This window comes from Staphylococcus sp. Y174-1, from assembly GCF_049897865.1.
GTDB classification, from domain to species: Bacteria; Bacillota; Bacilli; order Staphylococcales; family Staphylococcaceae; genus Staphylococcus; species Staphylococcus saprophyticus.
In genome coordinates, this window is the sequence record NZ_JAFCXB010000004.1 from 68,173 (window position 1) to 93,203 (window position 25,031).

Genomic DNA, 25,031 nt, shown 5'->3' on the forward strand with positions numbered 1-25,031 from the left:
AATTAACTACGTTTCTGTCGGGAATGTAGTTTTTTTATTTATAGGAGGATTTTTGTGTTATTTTCAGAACAGTTAAAAAAAGAAGCTAAACCAATTATTAATCAAATCTACCACGATCCGTTTATACAAGGTATGTTACATGGGAATTTACCGATTGAAGCAACCAAATTCTATTTAAGAGCAGATGCTTCTTATTTAAATGAATTTGCGAATATATACGCGCTGTTAATTCCAAAAATGGAGAACTTAAATGATGTTCGATTTTTGGTTGAACAAATTCAATTTATCGTAGATGGTGAAGTGGAAGCACATGAAATTTTAGCGGATTATGTCCAAGAAAGTTATAATGAAATCGTACAAGAGAAAGTTTGGCCACCGAGTGGCGATCATTATATTAAACATATGTATTTCAATGCGTATGCTAAAGAAAATGCCGCTTATACAATTGCTGCAATGGCACCTTGTCCTTATGTTTATCAAGTCATTGCTCAAGAAGCATTAAGGGATAAAGAATTAAATAAAGATTCTATTTTAGCTAAATGGTTTGAATTTTATAGTACTGAAATGGATGAATTAGTTATTGTATTTGATAATTTAATGGATAAATTGACGAAACATTGTAGCGAAAAAGAAAAAAATGAGATAAAACAATGCTTTTTACAAAGTACAGTACATGAAAGAAACTTTTTTAATATGTCATTTAATGAAGAATCATGGTCATATGGAGGTATGAAAAATGAATAAACCCAATATTGCATTGACAATTGCTGGTACTGATCCAACAGGAGGTGCTGGTGTAATGGCAGATTTGAAATCTTTTCATGCTTGTGGCGTATATGGTATGGCGGCTGTTACAAGCATTGTTGCGCAAAACACTAAAGGTGTACAACATATTCACAATCTTGAGTCACAGTGGTTATCTGAACAACTGACAAGTGTGTTTGATGACGAATTACCACATGCCATTAAAACTGGTATGATTGCTTCAAAGGAAATGATGCAATTAATTCAAGAATACTTAGTGAAATATCCTGAGATACCATATGTTATTGATCCAGTTATGTTAGCTAAAAGTGGTGATTCATTGATGGATGATGACGCGAAAGCAGATTTACAAAATATATTGTTACCCTATGCAACAGTAGCGACTCCAAACTTACCAGAAGCTGAAGAAATCACTGGATTAAAGATTGATAATGAGGCAGCGATATATAAAGCAGGCAACATATTTATTAATAAAATTGGGAGTAAGGGTGTTGTTATTAAAGGCGGACATGCTGAAGATTTAGAAACTGCTAAAGATTATTTATTTACTAAAGATGAGGTCTATACGTTTGAAGAACCTCGTTATGATACGCAGCATACCCATGGTACAGGTTGTACTTTTTCAGCAGTAATTACAGCTGAACTGGCAAAAGGTAGAACGATTTATGACGCAGTGAAAAAAGCTAAAAAATTTATTTCATTAAGCATTAAATATACGCCAGAAATTGGTCAAGGTAGAGGACCTGTAAATCACTTTGCATATATGAAAAAGGTAGGTCTAGATGATGAATAGTTTAAATAATGTAAGAACGAATAATCCACTCGTTATTTGTTACACAAACGATGTCGTAAAGAACTTTACGGCAAACGGACTTTTAAGTTTAGGTGCAAGCCCAGCAATGAGTCAAGCACCTGAAGAAGCGATAGATATGTTAACACCTGCTAATGCACTGCTCATTAATATTGGTACTTTAACTAAAGATAGAGAGCAGGACATTTTAGAAATTGCTAAAACAGCTAATGAAGTAGGCACGCCAATTGTATTTGATCCAGTTGCTGTTGGTGCATCCCAATATCGCAAGGATTTTTGTAAAACTTTTTTGAATACTGTAGATGTAGCAGTTATAAAAGGGAATGCATCTGAAATTTTAGCGTTGATAAATAATGATGCTAAGATGAAAGGAACGGACAGTGATGATAATTTAAATGCGATAGAAATTGCCAAAGAAGCGCATAAACGATTAAATAGTGCGATAGTCATCACTGGCAAAGAGGATGTTGTGATTCAAGACAATCAAATATATCAACTGAATAATGGATCGGCTTTGTTGGCTAAAGTAACGGGTGCAGGCTGTTTATTAGGTGCTGTCATAGCTAGTTTTTTACCGACAGATGAAACAACTTCAATCAGCCAGTTAGTTGAAGCCACTTCAATTTATAATATCGCTGCGGAAAAGGCAGAGCAACTTGCGGAAGACAAAGGTCCTGGTACGTTTATGACGTTATTATTAGATGCACTATATCAAGTGACTTATGATGATTATTCAAATCAAAGTGATATACAAGAGGTGCAGTAATGTTTGATAAAAATAATTTGAAACTGTATTTTATTTGTGGCACGCAAGATATTGAAAGTAAGACAACTATTATAGATGTTGTGACTGAAGCACTTGAATCTGGAATAACCATGTTCCAATTTAGAGAAAAAGGTAACGGTGCATTAATTGGAGATGAAAAAGAAGACTTAGCACGGAAATTATTAGCTTTGTGTCATGATTATGCAGTACCATTTATCGTTAATGATGATGTTGCCTTAGCCAATAAGATTGGTGCAGATGGGATTCATGTTGGCCAGGATGATATGGATGTTAAAGTATTTGCTGAACAATTTAAAGGAAAAATTATTGGTTTAAGCATTAGTAATATAGATGAATATAAAACATCTAATTTAGCACATGTGGACTATATTGGTGTTGGGCCAATGTACGCAACGACATCTAAAGATGATGCAAATTTACCAGTAGGGCCAGAAATGATAACGAAATTAAGAGCGCATGTTAATCATTTTCCAATCGTAGCAATCGGTGGTATAAATGTTGAAAATACGAGGGAAGTTATGCAAGCTGGTGCAGACGGTATATCCATTATTTCAGCTATTACAAAGAGTGAAAATATTTCAAATACAGTTAGACAATTCTTACAAAATGTTGAATAAAGTATAAATATTTCTTTTTTTGTTTTCTACTTCCCTTTGAGTATGATAAAATAAATTCTATGTGAATATATCATTAGAGGTGGAAAAATGAAAAAGAAAGCACTACTACCTTTATTATTAGGTGTAATGGTCTTTTTAGCAGGCTGTGACTATTCTAAACCTGAAAATAGAGACGGTTTCTTCTATAATACGTTTTATGTGCCAATGGATAATTTAATACATTGGTTGGGAACTAGTTTTAATAATGACTATGGTTTAGCAATCGTAGTACTTGTGTTAGTAATACGTATCGTATTGTTACCATTCATGTTATCAAACTATAAAAATAGTCATATGATGCGTGAAAAAATGAAAGTTGCAAAACCGGATATTGATGCAATTCAAGAGAAGGTTAAGCGTTCGCGTACACAAGAAGAAAAAATGGCAGCAAACTCAGAAATGATGGAAGTTTATAAAAAATACGATATGAATCCGATGAAGAGCATGTTAGGATGTTTACCAATCCTTATTCAAATGCCAATCATTATGGGACTATTCTTCGTATTGAAATATCCATCAAGCGGTGGATTTACAGAACATCCTTATTTCTTATGGTTTAACCTAGCGAAACCAGACATTTGGATTACAATTATTGCAGGTATCTTATACTTCTTACAAGCATACGTATCAAGTAAGAGTATGCCAGCAGAACAACGTCAAATGGGTTACATGATGATGGTCATTTCACCAATTATGATTGTGTGGATTTCATTCTCATCTGTTTCAGCATTAGGTCTATATTGGTCAGTCAGTGCGGCATTCTTGATTGTACAAACGCAAGTAGCGAATATGTACTACTCTAAACTTGCACAAAGAGAAGTTGCACCGATGATTGAAGCTATGGAGAAAAATAAAGCTGAAGCATCAGGTAAAGGTAAAAATACGCAAGTTGTTTCTAAGAAAAATAAAAAGAAATAATAAGTTAAGCTATTTTTAAGAACTAAAAAAGCACAATTTACTCAGTAGGTTGTGCTTTTTTGTATGATTACAATGTTTTATCTAAAAATACCATTCTTCGAAAAATTGATTGATAAAATTTTCCATATATTGATGTCTTTGCGCTGCTAATTGTTTTGCTGTTTCTGTATGCATTAATGACTTTAATTTCAAAAGCTTTTCATAAAAATGTTTGATCGCTGATGGCGACCATTGATCATAATGTGTGTCATCCGTCTCTGTTATATGCTTTGTTGAATGCTCAACCCACATGGGTTCATTAAAATGACCCGCAAATTGGAAAGTGCGTGCAATACCAATCGCTCCTATTGCGTCTAGTCTATCTGCATCACGTACAATTTGTCCTTCAAGTGTTAATGAAACTTCATTATTTTGACCATGTCTATAACTTATATGTTCAATTATATGTAATATATGTTGTTGCTGTTCTTTAGGTAATTGTAAGTCTTTCAAAAAGCTTTTTAACTTAGTTAACGCTTTTTCATGATTGGTTAATTTACTATCTACAGTGTCATGTAATAAACTTGCTAGTTGAATTGTTAACATGTGTTGCGATTGTTCTTGTTCAGCTATATAAGTTGCTAAACGCAATACACGATTAATATGTGCAATATCATGGCCAGTCGCGTCATCTTTATGATATGTACACATGTGATTATATGCACGGTTTAGTATTTCAGTTTCTTTCAAATTAGCTACACCTCTCAGTTTAGTCATATTAAATAAATTCATAAAATAAAAGGTCTAAGCAACAGTAGGGAAATTGTTACGTTAGACCTGATTTTTTATAAAATCGGTGACAATAGTCGTGAAATACCTTCTTTAAATTTAATCCATAAACTTCTTTGTTCATAAATTTCTTTTGTTAATTGATAAGATACATGTAAATCACTTTCAAAAGCGGATCTTAATGCTTTTGAGATGTATGTATCATAGATAAATGCATTAATTTCAAAATTTAATGTGAAACTACGATGATCCATATTAGTTGTACCTACACTTGCTACTTCATCATCTATAACGAGTGTCTTAGAATGTAGGAAGCCATTGTTATAATGGAAGATATTGACACCTGCATCTAAAAGGGAAGCTACATTATTATAAGTCGCCCAATAAACAAAAGGGTGATCAGGCTTGTTTGGAATCATAATATTTACGTCAACACCACCCAGTGCAGCTATTTTGACAGCATCTAGAAATGCTTGATCAGGTATGAAATAGGGCGATTGAATATAAATAGATTTTTTTGCTGAAGCAATCATTTTTAAATAACCGTATTTAATTTGTTCCCAGGTTTCATCGGGACCACTTGAAGCGATTTGTACACCGGTTGTACCACCTGAATCAACATCAGGGAAATAACGTTCAGCATAAGATAAGCGATCACGTGTTGATTGTGAATTCCAATCAAGCATAAAACGTAATTGTAAGGCATTCACAGCATCTCCAACAATTCTTAGATGTGTGTCTCTCCAGTAACCAAATTTTTTCTTAAGACCTAAATACTCATCACCCACATTGAATCCACCTACGTAACCAATATGACCATCGATAACCACGATTTTACGGTGGTTCCGATTATTCATTCTCAGATTAATTAAAGGCAATTTAGAAGGGAAAAATGCTTCAACATGGCCACCTTTTTTTCTAAAGTTCTTAAAATGTTTTAGAGATAAACCCCTAGACCCCATATCGTCGTATAGCATTTTCACTTCAATGCCTTCTTCGAGTTTCTGCTCAAGTGCAGATAGTATCTTTTTCCCGAGATTATCATTTCTAAATATATAATATTGGATATGAATATAGTCTGTTGCATTATTAATATCATTTAGCAGTGCATCAAATTTTTCTTTGCCATCTGTATAGATACTAATTTCATTATCTGTTGTTAAGAACGCAGCATTATTGTATAACAACATTTGTACCATATCTTTAAATTTCACAATTTGATGATTGCCTTTTGAAAAATCATCATTTTTTAAAGCTTCTAATTGCTCATTAACAATCATTTCAATGCCAATTTTATCTTCATCATTTAAGGAAAATATATGGTCTCGCTGAATTTGTCTGCCAATGAATAAGTAAATGATAAATCCTAAAATTGGTATCAGCACAAGTACTAGTAGCCATGCCCAAATTGAACCAGCAGATCTACGTTCCATAAAAATAATTGTAAAAGCAAAGATTAGGTTTAATATAAACGCGCCAATTAATATAATATTAATGATGACGTTCGTGTGATTAAACATAATTGAAAAGATATCTATCATATTAAACCTCCAACAAATAGCACAGTAATTAAATAATGTAAAAGTCTCCACTATTGTAACATGGAGAACATGTTTTATCACTTGACTAATACCTAACAGGGGTATATTATATGATGGGTATAGAATAGGAGGCGTTTGAGAAATGACTGAAATACAAAAAGCGCATCATTCAGAAGAAATAAAAGCAAATTTAAAATCAAGACTTAATAGAATCGAAGGTCAAGTTAAAGCCATAAATCGTATGGTAGAGGAAGATGTGTACTGTGACGATGTGCTTACACAAATAAGAGCTACGCGATCCGCATTAAATAGTGTCGCTACTAAATTATTAGATCATCATATGAAAAGTTGTATTATGGATAAAGTTGAACAGGGTCATGAACAAGAAGCGATGGAAGAACTACTTGTAACTTTTCAAAAATTGATGAAGGATTAAGTAAGGTGAAACATATGCAATCAAAAGTTATTTATATTGCTGAACTTTATAATGAGAAGCAAAAATTACAAATTGAAGAAAGACTAATGAAACTTTATGGTGTGTTTAAAGTTAGTATAGATATAGAAGAAGGCGCAATCTTTGTAGATTTTGAAACGCCTGCAAATTTGAATAATTTAGAAAAAGAAGTGTACGATTTAGGTTATAAAATAATTTATTAATCTATCTAAAGGGTATATATTGTAGGGCTATATAAAATGTAATGAATTAATTCTTCATATATAACATTACAAAGGATAGTTTATAATTAGTGAAATTTCACATTAAAAACTCTGTTTTTTTTGAATTAAAATAAAAAATTGAATATAATGTGGTATTTTACATTTAAATAGGGTAATATGTAGTAGAAGCAATAGATTAGGAGTGATGATATGAGTAAGGATAACGAAAAAATTCAAAATGTAGTTAAACTATTATCATCATTAGGGGTAAACATAAAGAAAACCAAATCAAGATTAGAAGTTATGCACACTTTACCAACGACTGTGAAAGCCGCTAACGAATTGAAATAGTCAAGTTACCCAATCAAGTGATTAGAGCCCATTGTTCTGGTCACTTTTTATTTTGCCTTATAATAGTTTAGAAAAAAGGTCAAAGCCAATGTATAAGGTACATTAGATAATGATACACATTTAAAAATTGAAATAATTTTTAAGGGTAAGATATTAGTGTAAGTGTAGTATAAACTTTTATAAATGTTTAAAACGCATAAGATATAGATTAATTTGTTTAATGATATAGTATACATATAAAAAGCTGGGACATCGATGTCCCAGCTTTTTAGTATGACAGGTCATCATACATTATTCTGTTGTTCATAATTGTTGTTTATCACCAGAGTATTGTTTGGGCTGATGATAGTAAATAGATAAAAGTACACCAATACCACACATGAGACTCCATAATGAACTACCGCCATAACTAATAAATGGTAGTGGAATACCAGTGATAGGTAGTAATTGGACAGTCATTCCAATATTTTGTAATACGTGGAATAAAATGAGTGAAGCATATCCAATTATGAATAATTTACTAAAAGGTAATTCAATTTTAGTTGCTAAGCGTACGAGATGGAATATAAAGGCTAAGAAAATTAATATTAGAATTACTGAGCCAATAAAACCAAATTCTTCACCAATAACTGAAAAAATAAAATCGGTATGATTTTCTGGGATGTATACTTCACCGTGATTAAATCCTTTACCAAATAGCTGACCAGAACCGATTGCTTTAAGGGATTCTGTTAAATGGTAACCATCACCACTACTGTACGTATAAGGATCTAACCAAGAATTAATTCTACCTAGTTGATATGTTTTAATTCCCAATGTGTTTTCTATAAGTGAAGGTTTATAAATAATAGACAATATTAAAGTTGAACCTATTACGATACCCGCAATAAAAAGCGGTGCTAATATTTTCCATGAAATACCACTAACAATCATGACACCAGCAATAATAGCGCAAATAACTAGTGTAGTACCAAGGTCATTTTGTAATAAAATTAATCCCATAGGTACAATCGAAATACCTACAATTTTTAGTAATAATTTAAAATCGGTTTCTAATGATTTATTGAACGTGAATTGATTATGTCTAGAAATCAATTTTGCGAGTGCTAGTATCAACACAATCTTCATAAATTCTGAAGGCTGTACACTGATAGGCCCTAGTTTATACCAGCTTTTAGCACCATTAATAATTGGTGTGATTGGTGTTTCAGGGATAATAATTAATATGAACAGTCCAATACATAAGATAAAATATAATAAATATGTATATTTCATGAGCTTTTTAGGTGAAACCAGCATAATGAGTAATGCAATGGCACCGCCCAAAACATAATATAAAATTTGTCTGATGCTAAAGTTAGCGCTATATTGACCGCCACCCATAGCTGAATTGATAATCGTGACGCTTACGAATGCTAATAATACGAGGATGCCTATTAAAACCCAGTCAATCCGCCGTATCCAATGATTGTTTTTTAATTGACGTGAAGTACTCATTTCTTACTCCTTTAAACAGCTAGATTTCTCTATCTTTAGTATTATATATAGATTTTACCGAACTTTAACATATTTTGCTAGAAGTAGGGTGTCGATTTAAAAAATTATAAATATGAAGTTTTATGATATGTCTTTACGAATGATAAAAGAGAACAAAAAATAAATGCTTTTTATACCACTTAACAAATGCAAAAAAATATTAAATCGTGATATGATGTAGTTTAAGAATTGTATATGGAGGCTAAAAAATGGCTAAAGAAAATGTATGTATCGTATACGGAGGAAAAAGTGCAGAACACGATGTTTCAATATTAACAGCACAAAATGTCTTGAACGCAATTGATAAGGAACGGTATCAAATAGACATTATTTACATAACTAATGATGGTGCTTGGAAAAAGAAAGAAAACATCGTAGATACGATCAACGATATCGACTCATTACGCTTAATAGATGTTGAAGCGGGTGAAATTTCAAAATTATTAAGTCAAGGAAGTACAGGAAATGCATATAGTGCAGTATTTCCATTATTACATGGGCCTAATGGTGAAGATGGCACAATCCAAGGTTTATTTGAAGTTTTAGATATACCGTATGTAGGTAATGGCGTTTTAGCTGCCTCAAGTTCAATGGACAAATTAGTAATGAAGCAACTCTTTGCGCATAGAGGTTTACCACAATTACCTTATGTTAGCTTTTTAAGAAGTGAGTATCACAAATATGAAGGTAACATCTTAAAATTAGTACATGATAAATTAGAATATCCAGTATTTGTAAAACCAGCTAACCTAGGATCTAGTGTAGGTATTAGTAAATGTAATAATGAAGAAGAGCTTAAAAACGGTATAGAAGAAGCTTTCCAATTTGACCGCAAGTTAGTTATCGAACAGGGTATTGAGGCGCGTGAAATTGAAGTTGCTGTATTGGGAAATGACTATCCAGAAACGACATGGCCTGGAGAAGTTATCAAAGAAGTAGCTTTCTATGACTATAAGGCAAAATATAAAGACGGAAAAATAAAATTAGATATTCCAGCTGACTTAGACGAAGAGGTTCAAATGACGTTAAGAAATATGGCTGTTGAAGCTTTTAAAGCAACAGACTGTGCAGGGTTACTACGAGCTGACTTCTTTGTAACAGACGATAATCAAATTTTTATAAATGAAACTAATGCGATGCCTGGATTCACTGCATTTAGCATGTACCCAAGCTTATGGGAAAATATGGGTGTGAGTTACTCTGATTTAATTAAGAAATTAATTGAGTTAGCTAAAGAAAAACATGAAGATAAAAAACAAAATAAATACAAAATTGACTGAGGCGAATAAATTATGATAGAGGTAACGTTAGAACAAATTAAAACATGGATTCCATGTGAAATAGAAAATGAATTTATGGATCATGGTATTAAAGGTGTTTCTATTGATTCACGTGACATTCACAATCAAAATTTATTTATTCCATTTAAAGGCGAACATGTAGATGGTCATAAATATGTAGCACAAGCACTTAAAGATGGTGCAGGTGCTGCATTTTATCAAAAAGGTGAACCGTTAGACGAAAATATTGATGGACCTATTATTTGGGTCGATGACACATTAGAAGCTTTACAACATTTAGCAAAAGCATATTTAGAATTTGTTAATCCACAAGTCATTGCAGTTACTGGTTCTAATGGTAAAACAACAACGAAAGATATGATTGAAAGCGTCTTGAAACCACAATTCAAAGTCAAAAAGACGCAAGGAAACTATAATAATGAAATAGGTATGCCATTAACTATTTTACAATTAGATATTGATACTGAAATTTCCATTCTTGAAATGGGCATGTCAGGTTTCCACGAAATTGAATTATTATCTAAATTAGCTCAACCCGATATTGCCATAATCACTAATATTGGTGAGTCTCATATGCAAGATTTAGGGTCAAGAGAAGGTATTGCTAAAGCTAAATCAGAAATTACACTTGGTTTAAAACCAGGAGGCTTATTTATCTATGACGGTGACGAACCATTACTAGAACCGTATGCTAACGAAATACAAAATGCTGATTTAGTAAGTTTTGGTAAAAATTCTGATAATACGCTGGTAAGTACTATTGAAACAATCAAAGATCATGGTATTGCATTCACAATTAATCATGATGAACATTATGAACTTCCTATCTTAGGTGAACATAATATGAAAAATGCTACGATTGCTATTGCAGTAGGTAAGAGATTAAATTTAACATACCAAACTATTTTCAATAATTTGAAAAATGTCGTGCTTACTGGCATGAGAATGGAACAACATCATACAAAAGATGAAATACTTGTCATTAATGATGCTTATAATGCAAGTCCAACGAGTATGAAAGCGGCCATAGACACACTTTCTGGCATGGAAGGTAGAAAAATTATTGTCCTTGGCGATGTATTAGAATTAGGTCCTGATAGTCAAATCATGCATGAAGCTGTAGGACTATATTTTGAAGACAAAGGTATTGACGCATTATTTACGTTTGGTAATGAGGCGGCTCACATTAGTCATACTGGTAAAGCTTTCGTTAAAAAGTCTGAAGCTTTTAAAGAAAAAGCAGACCTTATTCGTTCATTAAAAGGTTATGTTCAAGCGAATGACAAAGTATTAGTCAAAGGATCAAGAGGAATGAAATTAGAAGAAGTGGTAGAAGCGTTAATTTAAAACGATTAACTACCATAAATATGGAATCAATATATTATTGAGCTCAAAGAACCCGGGACGTACAATCGTCTGGGGTTCTTTATTATATGAGATAATGACCAAATCAACTGAATAATGCGGTAGACAGTTTTAAATATAAAATGATATTTTATGAAACTAAGTGCTTTTATATTAATCAGTTATTATTTTACTAAGATAAGGTGAATCAAAAATTTCATTTTATTAAAGTGTCATGCTTAATTATTATTTTCTTTAAAATTTGCATAGGCTAAAAGATTTGTATGGAAAATAGTTTGGTTTATGAATCATACTTCATAATATCATTTTATAAAAATGCTTAAGTCATAATAATTAATTGGAATAATCTAATCATTAACAGAATAAATAAATTAACAAATTTTTTTCAGAAAGTAAAAAGTAATATGAAAAAATAAAATTAAACGCTTACAACCTATGTATTTCGGCGTTTATAAGCTGAGAAAACGTGATGATTACGAGAGATTCACTCAATTTATTCTAATTTGGTTTATTGCGATTATGCACTTGAGGTGGTACTATAAAGAAGTTGAAGAAACTTAAGTGAACATATATGTATAGAAATACAGATAAATAAAGGAGAATTATATTGCAAAATTTTAAAGAATTAGGGATCTCAGATAAGATGGCAGAAACCCTACAATCCATGGGGTTCAATGAGGCCACTCCTATTCAAAAAGAGAGTATCCCTCTTGCCTTAGAAGGCAAAGATGTTCTTGGTCAAGCGCAAACAGGTACAGGTAAAACAGGTGCGTTTGGTATTCCATTAATTGAAAAAGTGGCAGACCAAGAAGGTGTACAATCATTAATCCTTGCACCAACAAGAGAGTTAGCAATGCAAGTTGCTGAATCATTAAAAGCATTCGCTAAAGGACAAAATATTCAAGTTGTTACTGTATTTGGTGGTATGCCAATCGACCGTCAAATTAAAGCACTTAAAAAAGGTCCACAAATCGTAGTAGGTACACCAGGTCGTGTAATTGACCATTTAAACCGTCGTACATTAAAAACGAATGATATTCATACGCTTATCTTAGATGAAGCGGATGAAATGATGAATATGGGATTCATTGATGATATGAAATTCATCATGGACAAAATTCCAGCTGAACAACGTCAAACAATGTTGTTCTCAGCTACTATGCCTAAAGCAATTCAAACATTGGTTCAACAATTCATGAAATCACCAGTTATCGTTAAAACGATGAATAATGAAATGTCAGATCCACAAATTGAAGAATATTATACTATCGTAAAAGAATTAGAGAAATTTGATACTTTTACAAGTTTCTTAGATGTACACCAACCAGAATTAGCTATCGTATTCGGACGTACAAAACGTCGTGTTGATGAATTAACAAGCGCGTTAATCTCAAAAGGATACAAAGCTGAAGGATTACATGGTGATATCACTCAAGCTAAACGTTTAGAAGTATTGAAAAAATTCAAAAATGATCAATTAGATATTTTAGTTGCAACAGATGTTGCGGCAAGAGGACTTGATATTTCAGGTGTAAGTCACGTATACAACTTTGATATCCCTCAAGATACTGAAAGTTATACGCACAGAATTGGTCGTACTGGTCGTGCTGGTAAAAAAGGTGTTGCAATCACATTTGTAAATCCAATTGAGATGGATTATATTCGTCAAATTGAACAAGCAAACAAACGCCAAATGACAGCTTTAAGACCGCCTCATCGTAAAGAAGTGTTAAAAGCACGTGAAAACGATATTAAAGGTAAAGTACAAAACTGGATGTCAAGAGACAATGAACCAAGATTACAACGTATTGCTACAGAGTTACTTGGTGAATATAATGATGTGGATTTAATCGCGTCATTATTACAAGAGCTAGTCGAATCAAACGACGAAGTTGATGTTCAATTAACATTTGAAAAACCATTATCTCGCGGTAAAGGTCGTCAAGGTAAAGGTGGACCAAAACGTGGCGGTAACCATAAACGTGGTGGCGGCAAGTTTGATAACAAGAACCGTCGTTCAGGTAAAGGCGGATTCAACAATAAGAAGAAAAATGATAGACCTTCTTCTGACAGAAACAATAACAAGAAATCAATGAAAGGTCGCACGTTTGCAGACCATAAAAAATAAAACGATTTATCATATATGAAATTTAGGTTTAATCACTCCATTTATTTGGGGTGATTTTTTATGTTAAATGGAGTTTAGATGGGAATGAAAGAATAAAATACTTTAATATTTTAATTGTGTTGATACATATTTTGAAGTGAGGATGAATGCGCACTATACCCTGTGTTATAATGGGGGAAATCTTAATGAAGGAGTGTATTTATGATAAACGACCAGCTCTTTAAAAAAAGTCCAAAAGAAGCTATAAAATATTATTATTTAACAGAAGGACTAGAATTTATAGTGCATTTGATCGTTATGATGGTATTAATATTCTTATGGAGCCATTTTAATTGGTGGCACTTTTTAATTTATATATTCATTTTTCTTATCTTAATAGATATAGTTTATGCTGCATTTGGACCTTGGATTAAGTACCATTATACATATTATCGAATTGGTGAAAATGATATAGAAGTTAAATATGATTTTTTCTTCAAATCACAAAAATTCGTAAAATTAGAACGTATGCAATATATAGAACGTAAATATAATCCAATACTGAAAAGGTTAGGTTTAGCTAAAGCATCATTAGTGACTGCTGGTCATCATGTAACATTCCCATTACTTAGCATTAAAGATGCAGAAACATTTGAAGCGATAAGTCTTGATTATTTGAGAGGAGCTGATTATGATGTATAGTCCTCAAAAATTACATCCAATTTCATATATAACGGGTGTGATCGAAGCAATCAAACAAAATATCGTTTTAATCATTATTTTTCTAGTGTTTAATATTCGTGATTTTGATTTCACTAATATTTATGCTTATATTTTCCCAGGTATTGTAACCATATTATTTCTTTTTTCATTCATAACTCAGGTTTTAAAAGTATATAACACAAGATATTGGATTGAAAATGACCACTTTGTACTTGCTACAGGTATTTTTACCAAAGAAAGAAAAGAGCTCAATATACGACGTATCCAAACACTTGATACAACGCAAGGCATCATAAATCAAATCGTTGGCGGTGTTAAATTACAGATTAAAACCCCAAGTGATGGAATTGATTTGGATACTGTTTCTAAAAAACAGAGCGAATGGATACAACAAACTTTAAAGGAAAAGCAACATGAACTATCTACTAGCAAAGCACAAGCAGTAGATCCTGTATCTACACAAGAGATCGATGATTCAGAATTGACGAACGATGATATCAATGTAACGACAAATGAAACAAATGCTAAAGATGAAGTTAAGTTTTTATATAAATTGAATTTTAAAGAATTGTTATTTATGGCATTAACGAGTGGAGCCATTGGTGTTGCCTTCGCTGCACTTTCTCCGATAATTGGGGGATTGTCAGAAGTTATTCCATGGGATTGGATAACTGATGAGTTCTCACAAATTTCACAAGCAATTTTTGTCATTGTCTTAATGATGGTTGCGACCATTGCCATTGCGAGTTATATCATCGGGACATTAATTGTTATTGTACGCAACTTTAATTACACGGTGACGAAGCATGGTAATCAATTAAATATTAAGTATGGACTATTTAATGTTAAAAATATTACCGTTCCCACAGATAGGGTACAGGCTGTCGTTGAAAAGCAATCATTTCTTAGAAAATTGTTTGGGTATACATCCATTCATTTTGTAATAACAAGTGATATGAATGATATGGATAAAGATGACGTATCCTTAGATGGCAATGTGATGATACTTCCTTTCATTAAGCGTAAAAAAGCATTTGAAATTATTAAAACTTTAATGCCGAATATGACGTTTGAAAAAGCAACAGTAGGTATGCCGTGGAGAGGTTTTCATCGCCATTTTTGGAAACAAGCTTTGTTACTTATCATGGTAGCTGCGGTAATTAATTATTTTTGGGCGGCATGGGCCTTTTTAATTGCAGGAGTTATTATATTAATTTTTATTGTGCGTAGTTACCTTGTGACTAAATTTTCTGGTATGAAATTAGTTGAAGATGAACTTGTAGTACGTAATGTCACTTTATTTGGATTTAAAAATACTTATTTCAAACAAGATAAAATATTAGGACTAGAAGTACGACGTACCCCATTTTTAATTAATAGTGACTTAGGTAATTTTAATTTTATTATTGCAAAAGCTGCTGGTAATGAACATATTGGGTTGAAATTCAATGCATATCAACGAGTTAAATCCTTACAATCATGGTGTTTGAGAGGTGAACAAAATGAGTAATTATCAGTATATGCACGCATCTGGTAAAACAGTCATGCGCATAGCAGCGTCAATTGTTACTGTGATATTATGTGTTTTATTAGTAGCGTTTTATTTAGTAAATCATTTGTGGCTCGAGTGGTTTGCACAAGAAACAATGAAATGGATTTTAATTATCGGTGCAGTAATCATATTGATGTATATTATTGTCGAATTGGTTATTGTACCCAAATATCGTTATAAAATATTTAAATATAATCTAGAAGATCACACGATAACGGTTAGAAATGGTTTGTGGTTTGTAAAAGTTGTGAAGATGCCTTTATTCAGAATACAAAATGTTGATACACACGAAGGTATTTTAATGAGAAAATATCAGTTAGCAAGTTTAACATTGTCTACAGCTGGAGGAAATACTGAAATTAAACTGGTCAATAAAGAGGTAGCCGCTCAGTTAAAACAAACTATAAAACAAGTGAATCAAGATAGTGCTATAGAAAACACAAATCATTAAACGAAAGCCATATAACAAGATAGCGTTAGTATAAAGACGTTATATGGGAGGTAGGAGACGGAAATGATACACGGTATAGGTGTCGATTTAATTGAAATAAGTAGAATAAAGAATCTTTATAAACGTCAATCGAAACTGGTTGATCGCATTTTAACAATAAATGAACAACATAAGTTTAATCAATTTAATAATGAACAACGAAAAATGGAATTTTTAGCTGGTCGATTTGCAACGAAAGAAGCGTTTAGTAAAGCTTTAGGTAGTGGTTTAGGAAAAACAGTATCTTTCACGGATATTGATTGTGTTAATGATGAAGATGGTAAGCCTTGCATACATTATGAGGGGTACAAAGTACATGTGAGTATTTCGCATACAGAACACTATGCAATGAGTCAGGTTATTTTAGAGGTTTAAATTAATTTAGGTGATTTCAGTTTATTAAATTTGGATATATTATCTGTATTGTTATAAAATTAAGATAATATATTTATTACACAGGTTATGAACTGATATAGGAGGTACGTGCTTTATGTCTGATAAGTATTATAGATCGACTTACGTCAATGTAGATTTAAATGCAATCGTTGCAAATTTTCAAGTCTTTCAAAAATTACATCCAAATAAGACGGTTATGCCAGTAGTGAAAGCAAATGGTTATGGCCTTGGAAGTATTAAGGTAGCAAGACAGCTCATGGATAATGGTGCTGAGTTTTTTGCTGTAGCAACTTTGGATGAAGCGATTGAATTACGTATGCATGGCATTGATGCTAAGATTTTAGTTTTAGGCGTTATTCCAACGGAGCATATTAATAAAGCGATTCAACACCGTGTTGCAATCACTGTACCATCAAAATCATGGCTAGTAGAAGTCGTGAAAGAAATTCCAGAATCAAATGAAAAAGATTTATGGATACACGTAAAATTAGACACGGGTATGGGTAGATTAGGTATGAAGACAGCAGAAGAATACAAAGAAGTCATAGAGCTTATTAATGGCCATAGCCATTTAATATTTGAAGGTGTATTTACGCATTTCGCATGTGCAGATGAACCTGGCGACTCAATGAACCGCCAACAAACAATGTTTGAAGAAATCGTTGGACAAGCCGATAAACCAGATTATATACATTCACAAAATTCTGCTGGTGCTTTGATGAAAGACACACAATTTTGTAACGCAGTTAGAGTAGGTATTTCCCTATATGGCTATTATCCATCCGCTTATGTTAAATCAAATGTGAAAGTGCATTTAAAACCAAGTGCACAGTGGATAAGTGAAATTGTACAGACGAAATTACTTCATGCAGGTGAATCAGTCAGTTATGGTAGTGTATATACGGCTGACGAAATAACTAAAATTGGTGTCATTCCAGTAGGTTATGCGGATGGTTATCCTAGAATGATGAAAGGTTTCTCAGTGAATGTGAATGGCAAACAATGTGAAGTCATAGGAAAAGTGTGCATGGATCAAACAATTATTAAAATTCCTGATGAGATTCAAGTTGGGGATAAAGTAATCATAATGGATCATCACAGCGATACCCCACAATCAGCCGAAGCGCTGGCGCATCAGCAACAAACCATAAATTATGAAGTGTTATGTCGCTTGAGTAGAAGACTACCACGTGTTTACCATAGTTCGAAAGACCTAGAAATTCGCAATGAATTACTAAAATAGTATAGTCACTGTTTGTAAAATTTGTTATCATGTATCTAACAACCAATCTCGAAGATTTATATTTTAGTTACATGGAGGTCTTTATTCATGGCAAGTTTCAACCAAAGTAGAATTCATAGTATAGAACAACTTTTAAAAGAAGGCTATTCTCAAATGGCTGATTTGAACCTCTCCCTCGCAGCAGAAGCATTTCCGTTTGAATGTGAAGCTTGTGATTGCAACGAAGTATATATTAGCTCCAAGAATAATAATGAATGATGAGACGTGGTGACGTTTATTTAGCTGATTTATCACCAGTCCAGGGGTCTGAACAAGGGGGAATAAGACCTGTCGTAATTATACAAAATGATACTGGTAATAAATATAGTCCTACCGTAATTGTAGCCGCAATTACTGGTAGGATAAATAAAGCTAAAATACCTACACATGTAGAAATAGAAAAAAGTAAATATAAATTAGATAAAGATTCTGTTATATTGCTAGAGCAGATTAGAACTTTAGATAAAAATAGGCTGAAAGAAAAATTAACTTATCTTTCTGATAAAAAAATGAAAGAAGTTAATAATGCCATTGATATTAGTTTAGGATTACATAATATTAGGAGTCACAAATCCTGATTTTCAAAGGTTTACCTAATAAGTTAATAAAATAGTGAATTATAGACATTGATTCTCTATAACATGCAATAATCATTTATTAATGAATTAATCAATTTTAACCAAGATTGCTTTTAATAAATGGTTGTGACCTTTGAATAAGATGTCTAATTTAAAAGCTTTAGGGTTTCCTAAAGCTTTTTTAAGTATCTAAAGTACATTTAATAAAAGATGCATGAATATTTAACAATTAAAGTTGTTTTATTCAATGGAGCGATTGACATACATACAGAACATTTGAATATGTTGCATTCAATGTATGCGATTTATATTTGCATTTTGAGGAGGAGTTACTGCGTGAAAGAATTCAAAAATCAATATAAAGCGCTAATTGATGAAAGCTTACACACGATTGATACAAGCGATTTAATAAAGAAGTGTGAAGGTTTTACTGAAGAAGTTATAAAAAAAGATATTTTGCCCGAAGATATCGTTCAAATACATAAAGATTATATAAAAGGTCAAAATTTAAGTGAAGCACAAATTTTGAAAACCTTTAATGTGTTAAAAGAAATTGTTAAAGGGTTTGGTTATAGTTATAGAGACTATAAACAATTAGTGGACAGATTACAGTATCACGATAAAGAAATAGATTTAGCTTCACGTCTGCAGCAAACCATGTTAAAAACAGATATACCTCAATTTGATAGTATACAAATCGGTGTCATTTCAGTTGCAGCGCAAAAAGTAAGCGGTGATTATTTTAACTTAATTGATCATAAAGATGGCACGATGAGTTTCGCTGTTGCGGATGTCATTGGCAAAGGTATCCCAGCTGCATTAGCTATGAGTATGATTAAATTTGGAATGGATTCATATGGTCATTCACAATTACCAAGTGATGGTTTAAAACGACTGAACCGAGTTGTTGAAAAAAATGTGAATCAAAATATGTTCGTAACAATGTTTTATGGCTTATATGAAGAATTAAATCATTTATTATATTGTAGTTCTGCAGGCCATGAACCAGGTTATATTTATCGAGCTGAAACAGAAACATTTGAGGAAATGGGAGTTCGAGGAAGAGTACTTGGTGTGAGTCAACAAACACGTTATAAGCAACAAGAAATACCTATTTATTTAGATGATTTAGTTATTATTTTTACAGATGGCGTAACTGAAGTCAGAAATGAAGCGGGCGACTTTTTAGACAAACAACATTTATTAGATATGATTCATAAATATAAACATATGCACCCTCAAGATATTGTGCAATTATTATATGAAGCCATATTAAAAATACAAAACCCAGATAAAAGAGATGATTTAACGATATTAATCATTAAAAGAGTAAATTAGTTTTTAGTGTTTAGATTTAAAATTTAAATTTAAGGGTATAAAAGTTATTAATGAGACTATAATTAGGAGTGTAATGTTATGAAGCTTAATATTGAGACTGTAACTCATGATTCACATTATGAGGTGAAAGTTGGCGGTGAACTGGATGTATATACAGTTCCTGAATTAGAAGAAGTCTTAGTTCCAATGAGACAAGAGGGAACACACGATATCTATGTGAATTTAGAAAATGTGAGTTACATGGATTCAACAGGATTAGGTTTATTTGTAGGTACATTAAAAGCATTAAACCAAAACGATAAAGAATTATATATATTAGGTGTTTCAGATCGAATAAGTCGTCTTTTTGATATAACTGGATTAAAAGATTTGATGCATGTTAATGAAGGAACGGAGGTCGAATAACATGCAATTTAAACAAGATTATATAGAAATGCGTTTACCAGCATCCGCAGAATATGTAAGTTTAATTCGTTTGACATTATCAGGTGTATTTTCAAGAGCAGGTGCGTCATATGATGATATAGAAGATGCTAAAATTGCTGTCAGCGAAGCAGTGACTAATGCAGTGAAACACGCTTATAAAGATGATTACAATCAAGTGGGGATGATTAATCTTTGCTTCGAAATCTTCGATGATAAAATTAAAATTATTATTTCTGATCAAGGTGATAGTTTCGATTATGAAGAAACAAAAGCAAAATTAGGACCATATAAAGAAAATGAAAACATAGACTTCCTTAGAGAAGGCGGTTTGGGTCTGTTTTTAATTGAATCTTTAATGGATGAGGTTACAGTTGATAAACAATCAGGTGTGACAATCAGTATGATAAAGTATATTAAAAAAGAGCAGGTGCGAAATAATGGCGAGAGAGTCGAAATCAGTTAATGATGTATCACCTGAACAAATAAACCAATGGATTATGCAGCATCAAAACAATGAAAATACAGATGCACAAGATCAACTTGTAAGACATTATAGAAAGTTAATCGAATCCTTGGCATATAAATATTCTAAAGGTCAATCTCATCACGAAGACCTCGTTCAGGTCGGTATGGTTGGTTTAATCGGTGCAATCAATCGATTTGACTTGTCCTTTGATAGAAAGTTTGAAGCCTTTTTAGTACCAACTGTGATTGGTGAGATTAAACGCTATTTGCGTGATAAAACATGGAGTGTTCATGTACCTAGAAGAATCAAAGAAATTGGACCACGAATTAAGAAAGTTACAGATGAATTAACAAATGAACTCGAACGTTCACCTTCTATTACTGAAATTGCAGATCGATTAGAAGTGAATGAAGAAGATGTGCTTGAAGCAATGGAAATGGGTCAAAGCTACAATGCGTTGAGCGTAGATCATTCTATTGAAGCAGATAAAGACGGTTCGACTGTAACTTTACTAGATATCATGGGTCAACAAGATGATAATTATGATTTAACAGAAAAAAGGATGATATTGGAAAAAATACTTCCAATACTTTCAGAACGAGAAAGACAAATTATTCATTGTACTTTTATTGAAGGTTTAAGCCAAAAAGAAACAGGAGAACGAATTGGCTTAAGTCAAATGCATGTATCAAGATTGCAGAGAACAGCGATTAAGAAATTACAGGAAGCAGCAAATAAATAAATTGAATATATAGACAAGGCAGATTTCGAATTTTATGGAATCTGCTTTTTTAATTGTATTGATGATTCTGAGAGAGTCATGTAATACAGATATGTTAAAATGTATTTATTAACAAAATAATATTACATAATGATAAGCGGAGGATTTCATGGATAGTAATTTAATTCAATCAATCAGAGATAAATATAGCTTCACAACCAAGCAAATTAATGCTGTTTTATCTTTATTAGAAGATAAAAATACAGTACCCTTTATAGCTCGTTATAGAAAAGAGCAAACAGGTGGTTTGGATGAAGTAGAAATTAAACAAATTGATGATGAATATCAATATATGGTAAATCTACAGAAGAGAAAAGAAGAAGTTATTAATAATATCGAAGAACAAGGCTTATTAACTTCGGATTTGAAAAGTGATATTTTAAAACAAACAAAATTACAAAGAGTAGAAGATTTATACAGACCGTTCAAACAGAAAAAGAAAACAAGAGCAACTGAGGCAAAACGAAAAGGATTAGAGCCATTTGCGCAATGGTTACAACAAACAAATATAGACACATCTGTTGAAACGAAAGCACAACAATTTATTAACGATGAAGTCACAAGTGTAGAAGATGCAATCAAAGGCGCTCAAGATATCATTGCAGAAATTGTTTCAGATAAACCTATATATAGAAGTAAAATACTTAAAGATACATTTCAACAGGGCAATATTATAACGCAAAAGAAAAAGCATGCAGAAGATGAGAAAGAAATTTTTTCTATGTATTATGATTATACCGAACCGATTAAAAAAATCGCCAATCATCGAGTGCTTGCAGTTAATCGTGGTGAAAAAGAAAAGGTTTTATCAGTTAAAATAGAAATGGATATACAAGGGATAGAAAATTTTATTAGAAGCAAAGAAATATCATCTGAACATAATGGTACCTATGTCATTATAGATGCTATTAAAGATAGTTTGAAAAGATTAATCATGCCATCGATCGAAAGAGAAATAAGAAGTGATTTAACTGAAAAAGCTGAAAATCATGCAATCGATGTATTTAGTGAAAATTTGAGAAACTTGTTATTACAACCACCTATGAAAGGAAAGCAAATACTTGGTGTTGATCCCGCTTTTAGAACAGGTTGTAAACTTGCAGTCATTAATCCATTTGGTACATTTGTAGCTAAAGGAGTCATGTATCCTCATCCTCCAGTAAATAAAAAAGAAGATGCTGAAAAAATATTTGTGGACTTCGTTAAAACATATGATGTCGAATTAATAGCTATCGGTAATGGTACAGCGAGCCGTGAAACTGAACAATTTGTTGCTTCAATGATACAAGAACACCAATTAAACGTTCAATTTATCATTGTTAATGAAGCGGGGGCATCTGTATACTCTGCATCGGAAGTGGCAAGAAATGAATTCCCAGATTTTCAAGTTGAGGAGCGTAGTGCTGTTTCGATAGGTAGAAGAGTACAAGATCCATTGAGTGAATTAGTGAAAATAGATCCAAAATCTATCGGCGTTGGTCAATATCAACATGATGTTAACCAAAAGTCATTAGAAGGTGCATTGTCATTTGTTGTTGAAACTGCGGTTAACCAAGTGGGGGTTGATGTGAATACTGCTTCACGTTCATTACTACAATATGTATCAGGTTTAACACCCACAATTGCACAAAATATTATAGATTATAGAGAAGAGAATGGTGCTATAACGCATAATAAAGAAATTGCTAAAGTTAAAAGATTAGGTGCGAAAACATTTGAACAAAGTATTGGATTTATGAGAATCGTAGGTGGTAAAGAACCCTTAGACAATACTTCGATTCATCCAGAAAGTTATAATGTAGCAAATCAATTATTAACTGAAATTGAAATGACTACACATGATTTAGGAACGGAAAAACTTAAACTTGCCTTGAACAAAATTGATATTGTAGCAATGGCAGAAAAGTTAAATATTGGTCAACCGACACTTGAAGATATTATTAACTCATTGATTGCACCTAATAGAGATCCAAGAGATGAATTCGAAACTCCTATTTTAAAATCTGATGTACTATCTATTGAAGACTTAACTAAAAACATGAAACTTAGTGGGACTGTAAGGAACGTGGTTGATTTTGGTGCATTTGTAGATATTGGGGTAAAACAAGATGGACTCGTACACATATCAAAGCTTGCTAAGAAGTTTGTTAAAAACCCAATGGATATTGTAAGTGTTGGTGATATTGTAGATGTATGGATATTAGATATTGATGATAAAAAAGGTAAAGTATCATTAACAATGATTGATCCAAATGGATAACAGTGCATTACAAAAATTAACAGAGACAATCTCGTTAAAGTATTTTAAAATGCCATTTAAACATAAAGCATATTTCAATAAGCGTTTAAGAACGACTGGTGGTCGCTATTTATTAAGTTCACACAATATAGAAGTGAATGAAAAGCAATTTGCTAAGTTTGGTGAATCAGCTATCATTGATATTATTAAGCACGAATTATGTCATTATCATTTGCACTTACAGAAGAAAGGATACAAACATAAAGACAAAGATTTTAAACGTCTGTGCCAACAAACAGGTGCACCTAGATTTTGTTCTGCAATTGAAAAATATGAAGATCGAGTTAATTATATATATCAATGTCAAAAATGTGCGTCTAGATTTCCAAGAATAAGAAAAGTCGATACAAATAAAATGGTTTGTGGAAAATGTAATGGAAAACTGAAAGAATTAAACAACTAATATACTTATAAATAATGAACGCCTATCGATAATTTAGTCGAAAGGCGTTCATTATTTATATATAGAATGTATTTTATGGAAGATTTTTAGCAATGATTAAGGGAAAAATAGAGTATTTTGTGTGTACTTTCACCAAATTAGAGAGTTTAATTAATTAATCTTGTTAATTTACTCTTTTTAGTTTTGTTTATTCATTGACGATGAGCGAAATATATTATATGATAATAAACGTTGCGAAATTAATAGCAACTTTGGTTAAGGAAACATTAATTTTGTTAAATACAATTTAAAAAGTTGTTGACAAATAATTAAGAATATATTACAATGTTATTTGTTACTTAATGAACGAGAAACAAATTGACCGTTTGGCTAAGCGGCCGTGGCGGAACGGCAGACGCGCTAGGTTGAGGGCCTAGTGGGAGTATTCCCGTGGAGGTTCAAATCCTCTCGGCCGCATCAAATACCTTTAATGAATAAATATGCGGGTGTAGTTTAATGGCAAAACCTCAGCCTTCCAAGCTGATGTTGTGGGTTCGATTCCCATCACCCGCTCCAATAGAAATTTAAATGAACATTGAAAACTGAATTGCAATATGTCAACGTTAATTCCGAACACAACATTAAATTGTTGGTTCAAAACAAGTGTTAGAGATAACACAAATTAGTATTTTATGAGCTAATCAAACATCATAATTCATTTATGGAGAGTTTGATCCTGGCTCAGGATGAACGCT

Annotated in this window: 27 protein-coding genes and 2 tRNA genes; 26 read left to right on the top strand and 3 right to left on the bottom strand. The window is 32.2% G+C overall.

The features are described from left to right. Positions 1 to 54: 54 nt before the first annotated feature. The 5 genes from tenA to yidC all read left to right on the top strand — a co-directional run bounded on the left by tenA (position 55) and on the right by yidC (position 3,937). A complete protein-coding gene (gene tenA, locus ACP7BT_RS11825; RefSeq protein ID WP_002482733.1) occupies positions 55 to 744 on the top strand; it encodes a thiaminase II in 690 nt (229 codons plus the stop codon). Beyond that, positions 737 to 1,558, top strand: a complete 822-nt coding sequence (thiD, locus tag ACP7BT_RS11830; protein WP_426303777.1) for a bifunctional hydroxymethylpyrimidine kinase/phosphomethylpyrimidine kinase — start codon at positions 737 to 739, stop codon at positions 1,556 to 1,558. The genes tenA and thiD overlap by 8 nt, the downstream gene beginning before the upstream one ends. Then, positions 1,551 to 2,342: a hydroxyethylthiazole kinase gene (thiM, locus tag ACP7BT_RS11835; RefSeq protein WP_002482735.1), complete on the top strand. Its 792-nt coding sequence runs from the start codon at positions 1,551 to 1,553 to the stop codon at positions 2,340 to 2,342. The genes thiD and thiM overlap by 8 nt, the downstream gene beginning before the upstream one ends. After that, positions 2,342 to 2,980: a thiamine phosphate synthase gene (gene thiE, locus ACP7BT_RS11840; RefSeq protein WP_002482736.1), complete on the top strand. Its 639-nt coding sequence runs from the start codon at positions 2,342 to 2,344 to the stop codon at positions 2,978 to 2,980. Before thiM ends, thiE begins: the two co-directional genes overlap by 1 nt. A gap of 87 nt (positions 2,981 to 3,067) precedes the next feature. After that, positions 3,068 to 3,937 (top strand): membrane protein insertase YidC, encoded by an 870-nt coding sequence (gene yidC / locus ACP7BT_RS11845; protein ID WP_002482737.1) that lies wholly within the window; start codon positions 3,068 to 3,070, stop codon positions 3,935 to 3,937. An 81-nt stretch (positions 3,938 to 4,018) separates the two neighbouring features. On the opposite strand, the gene ACP7BT_RS11850 is transcribed toward yidC, so the two are convergent. Both ACP7BT_RS11850 and cls read right to left on the bottom strand, forming a co-directional pair. Continuing rightward, positions 4,019 to 4,708 carry an HD domain-containing protein gene (locus tag ACP7BT_RS11850; RefSeq protein ID WP_080773304.1) on the bottom strand — a complete coding sequence of 230 codons (690 nt, stop codon included), beginning with the start codon at positions 4,706 to 4,708 and terminating at the stop codon, positions 4,019 to 4,021. Between the two features lie 53 nt (positions 4,709 to 4,761). Next, positions 4,762 to 6,246 (bottom strand): cardiolipin synthase, encoded by a 1,485-nt coding sequence (cls, locus tag ACP7BT_RS11855; RefSeq protein WP_011302692.1) that lies wholly within the window; start codon positions 6,244 to 6,246, stop codon positions 4,762 to 4,764. 142 nt (positions 6,247 to 6,388) lie between these two features. Here cls and csoR point away from each other — a divergent pair, with 142 nt between their 5' ends. The 3 genes from csoR (at position 6,389) to ACP7BT_RS11870 (ending at position 7,254) form a co-directional block, all read left to right on the top strand. Next, positions 6,389 to 6,682: a copper-sensing transcriptional repressor CsoR gene (csoR, locus tag ACP7BT_RS11860; protein ID WP_002482740.1), complete on the top strand. Its 294-nt coding sequence runs from the start codon at positions 6,389 to 6,391 to the stop codon at positions 6,680 to 6,682. Between the two features lie 14 nt (positions 6,683 to 6,696). Further along, positions 6,697 to 6,903 (top strand): putative copper chaperone CsoZ, encoded by a 207-nt coding sequence (csoZ, locus tag ACP7BT_RS11865; protein WP_002482741.1) that lies wholly within the window; start codon positions 6,697 to 6,699, stop codon positions 6,901 to 6,903. A 210-nt stretch (positions 6,904 to 7,113) separates the two neighbouring features. Then, on the top strand, positions 7,114 to 7,254 hold the full coding sequence (locus ACP7BT_RS11870) for an Lmo0850 family protein (protein WP_002482742.1): 141 nt from the start codon (positions 7,114 to 7,116) through the stop codon (positions 7,252 to 7,254). A 303-nt stretch (positions 7,255 to 7,557) separates the two neighbouring features. Here ACP7BT_RS11870 and ACP7BT_RS11875 read toward each other — a convergent pair whose 3' ends face one another. Beyond that, positions 7,558 to 8,751, bottom strand: coding sequence for an FtsW/RodA/SpoVE family cell cycle protein (locus ACP7BT_RS11875; protein ID WP_041080781.1), 1,194 nt, complete (start codon positions 8,749 to 8,751; stop codon positions 7,558 to 7,560). A gap of 248 nt (positions 8,752 to 8,999) precedes the next feature. On the opposite strand from ACP7BT_RS11875, the gene ACP7BT_RS11880 reads away from it, so the two are divergent. From ACP7BT_RS11880 to ACP7BT_RS11965, 18 genes are all read left to right on the top strand, one after another. Continuing rightward, positions 9,000 to 10,070: a D-alanine--D-alanine ligase gene (locus ACP7BT_RS11880; protein ID WP_002482744.1), complete on the top strand. Its 1,071-nt coding sequence runs from the start codon at positions 9,000 to 9,002 to the stop codon at positions 10,068 to 10,070. 12 nt (positions 10,071 to 10,082) lie between these two features. After that, complete coding sequence (locus ACP7BT_RS11885) at positions 10,083 to 11,438, top strand: UDP-N-acetylmuramoyl-tripeptide--D-alanyl-D-alanine ligase (RefSeq protein WP_002482745.1); 1,356 nt, start codon at positions 10,083 to 10,085, stop codon at positions 11,436 to 11,438. 625 nt (positions 11,439 to 12,063) lie between these two features. Further along, a complete protein-coding gene (gene cshA / locus ACP7BT_RS11890) occupies positions 12,064 to 13,584 on the top strand; it encodes a degradosome RNA helicase CshA (RefSeq protein WP_011302697.1) in 1,521 nt (506 codons plus the stop codon). 201 nt (positions 13,585 to 13,785) lie between these two features. Then, positions 13,786 to 14,265 (top strand): PH domain-containing protein, encoded by a 480-nt coding sequence (locus tag ACP7BT_RS11895; protein ID WP_002482747.1) that lies wholly within the window; start codon positions 13,786 to 13,788, stop codon positions 14,263 to 14,265. Then, positions 14,258 to 15,796, top strand: a complete 1,539-nt coding sequence (locus tag ACP7BT_RS11900; RefSeq protein WP_041080778.1) for a PH domain-containing protein — start codon at positions 14,258 to 14,260, stop codon at positions 15,794 to 15,796. Before ACP7BT_RS11895 ends, ACP7BT_RS11900 begins: the two co-directional genes overlap by 8 nt. Then, positions 15,789 to 16,289, top strand: a complete 501-nt coding sequence (locus ACP7BT_RS11905; protein ID WP_041080777.1) for a PH domain-containing protein — start codon at positions 15,789 to 15,791, stop codon at positions 16,287 to 16,289. The genes ACP7BT_RS11900 and ACP7BT_RS11905 overlap by 8 nt, the downstream gene beginning before the upstream one ends. 63 nt (positions 16,290 to 16,352) lie before the next feature. Beyond that, on the top strand, positions 16,353 to 16,703 hold the full coding sequence (acpS, locus tag ACP7BT_RS11910; protein ID WP_002482750.1) for a holo-ACP synthase: 351 nt from the start codon (positions 16,353 to 16,355) through the stop codon (positions 16,701 to 16,703). A 115-nt stretch (positions 16,704 to 16,818) separates the two neighbouring features. Further along, on the top strand, positions 16,819 to 17,967 hold the full coding sequence (alr, locus tag ACP7BT_RS11915; protein WP_041080776.1) for an alanine racemase: 1,149 nt from the start codon (positions 16,819 to 16,821) through the stop codon (positions 17,965 to 17,967). Positions 17,968 to 18,054: 87 nt separating this feature from the next. Beyond that, entirely contained in the window at positions 18,055 to 18,225 is a 171-nt protein-coding gene (mazE, locus tag ACP7BT_RS11920) for a type II toxin-antitoxin system antitoxin MazE (protein ID WP_037538046.1), read from the top strand. Next, positions 18,222 to 18,584, top strand: coding sequence for a type II toxin-antitoxin system PemK/MazF family toxin (locus tag ACP7BT_RS11925; protein WP_041080775.1), 363 nt, complete (start codon positions 18,222 to 18,224; stop codon positions 18,582 to 18,584). The genes mazE and ACP7BT_RS11925 overlap by 4 nt, the downstream gene beginning before the upstream one ends. 294 nt (positions 18,585 to 18,878) lie before the next feature. Beyond that, positions 18,879 to 19,922: a SpoIIE family protein phosphatase gene (locus ACP7BT_RS11930; RefSeq protein ID WP_228481299.1), complete on the top strand. Its 1,044-nt coding sequence runs from the start codon at positions 18,879 to 18,881 to the stop codon at positions 19,920 to 19,922. 78 nt (positions 19,923 to 20,000) lie between these two features. Next, complete coding sequence (locus tag ACP7BT_RS11935) at positions 20,001 to 20,327, top strand: anti-sigma factor antagonist (RefSeq protein WP_011302705.1); 327 nt, start codon at positions 20,001 to 20,003, stop codon at positions 20,325 to 20,327. 1 nt (position 20,328) lies between these two features. Then, entirely contained in the window at positions 20,329 to 20,811 is a 483-nt protein-coding gene (gene rsbW / locus ACP7BT_RS11940) for an anti-sigma B factor RsbW (protein WP_002482755.1), read from the top strand. Beyond that, the gene (sigB, locus tag ACP7BT_RS11945; RefSeq protein ID WP_041080773.1) at positions 20,786 to 21,556 is read left to right on the top strand and encodes an RNA polymerase sigma factor SigB; all 771 of its coding nucleotides are present in this window, start codon (positions 20,786 to 20,788) and stop codon (positions 21,554 to 21,556) included. The genes rsbW and sigB overlap by 26 nt, the downstream gene beginning before the upstream one ends. A 148-nt stretch (positions 21,557 to 21,704) precedes the next feature. After that, entirely contained in the window at positions 21,705 to 23,855 is a 2,151-nt protein-coding gene (locus tag ACP7BT_RS11950; RefSeq protein WP_041080772.1) for a Tex family protein, read from the top strand. Continuing rightward, positions 23,848 to 24,297: a SprT family protein gene (locus ACP7BT_RS11955; protein ID WP_041080770.1), complete on the top strand. Its 450-nt coding sequence runs from the start codon at positions 23,848 to 23,850 to the stop codon at positions 24,295 to 24,297. Before ACP7BT_RS11950 ends, ACP7BT_RS11955 begins: the two co-directional genes overlap by 8 nt. Before the next feature lie 373 nt (positions 24,298 to 24,670). Then, a tRNA-Leu gene (locus ACP7BT_RS11960) sits at positions 24,671 to 24,753 on the top strand. 25 nt (positions 24,754 to 24,778) lie between these two features. After that, a tRNA-Gly gene (locus ACP7BT_RS11965) sits at positions 24,779 to 24,852 on the top strand. Positions 24,853 to 25,031: the final 179 nt, after the last annotated feature.